1 protein-coding gene is annotated in these 233 nt (G+C 78.1%); it reads right to left on the reverse strand.

Features of this window, described 5'->3' with window-relative positions:
- On the reverse strand, positions 1-233 hold a 233-nt coding region (locus KVS71_RS19095; protein ID WP_217585315.1), incomplete at both ends, for a hypothetical protein.

A 233-nucleotide genomic window follows, 5' to 3' on the forward strand; every position in this document is an offset into this window, starting at 1 on the left:
AAGGCACCGGAGGAGATGTCGGGGTCGCCGAAGGCCTGCACGGCGGTGCCGCGGTCGAGGAGCGCGCGCACCACGCCGATCCCGCCGCGCGTCAGCTCCTGGGCGTCGTCGATGTGCACCACGCGCAGTGGTGCCAGCGCTCCGGGCGTCGCGGCGTCCGCCGCACGGAGGATCCCCCCCGCCCCCCCCGGGAGGTCGGCGGGCTCGGGGGGGGCGGGCCGCAAGGCGATGAG

Origin of the sequence: Microbacterium sp. GbtcB4 (assembly GCF_019091465.1) — a bacterium.
Lineage (GTDB): Bacteria > Actinomycetota > Actinomycetes > Actinomycetales > Microbacteriaceae > Microbacterium > Microbacterium paraoxydans.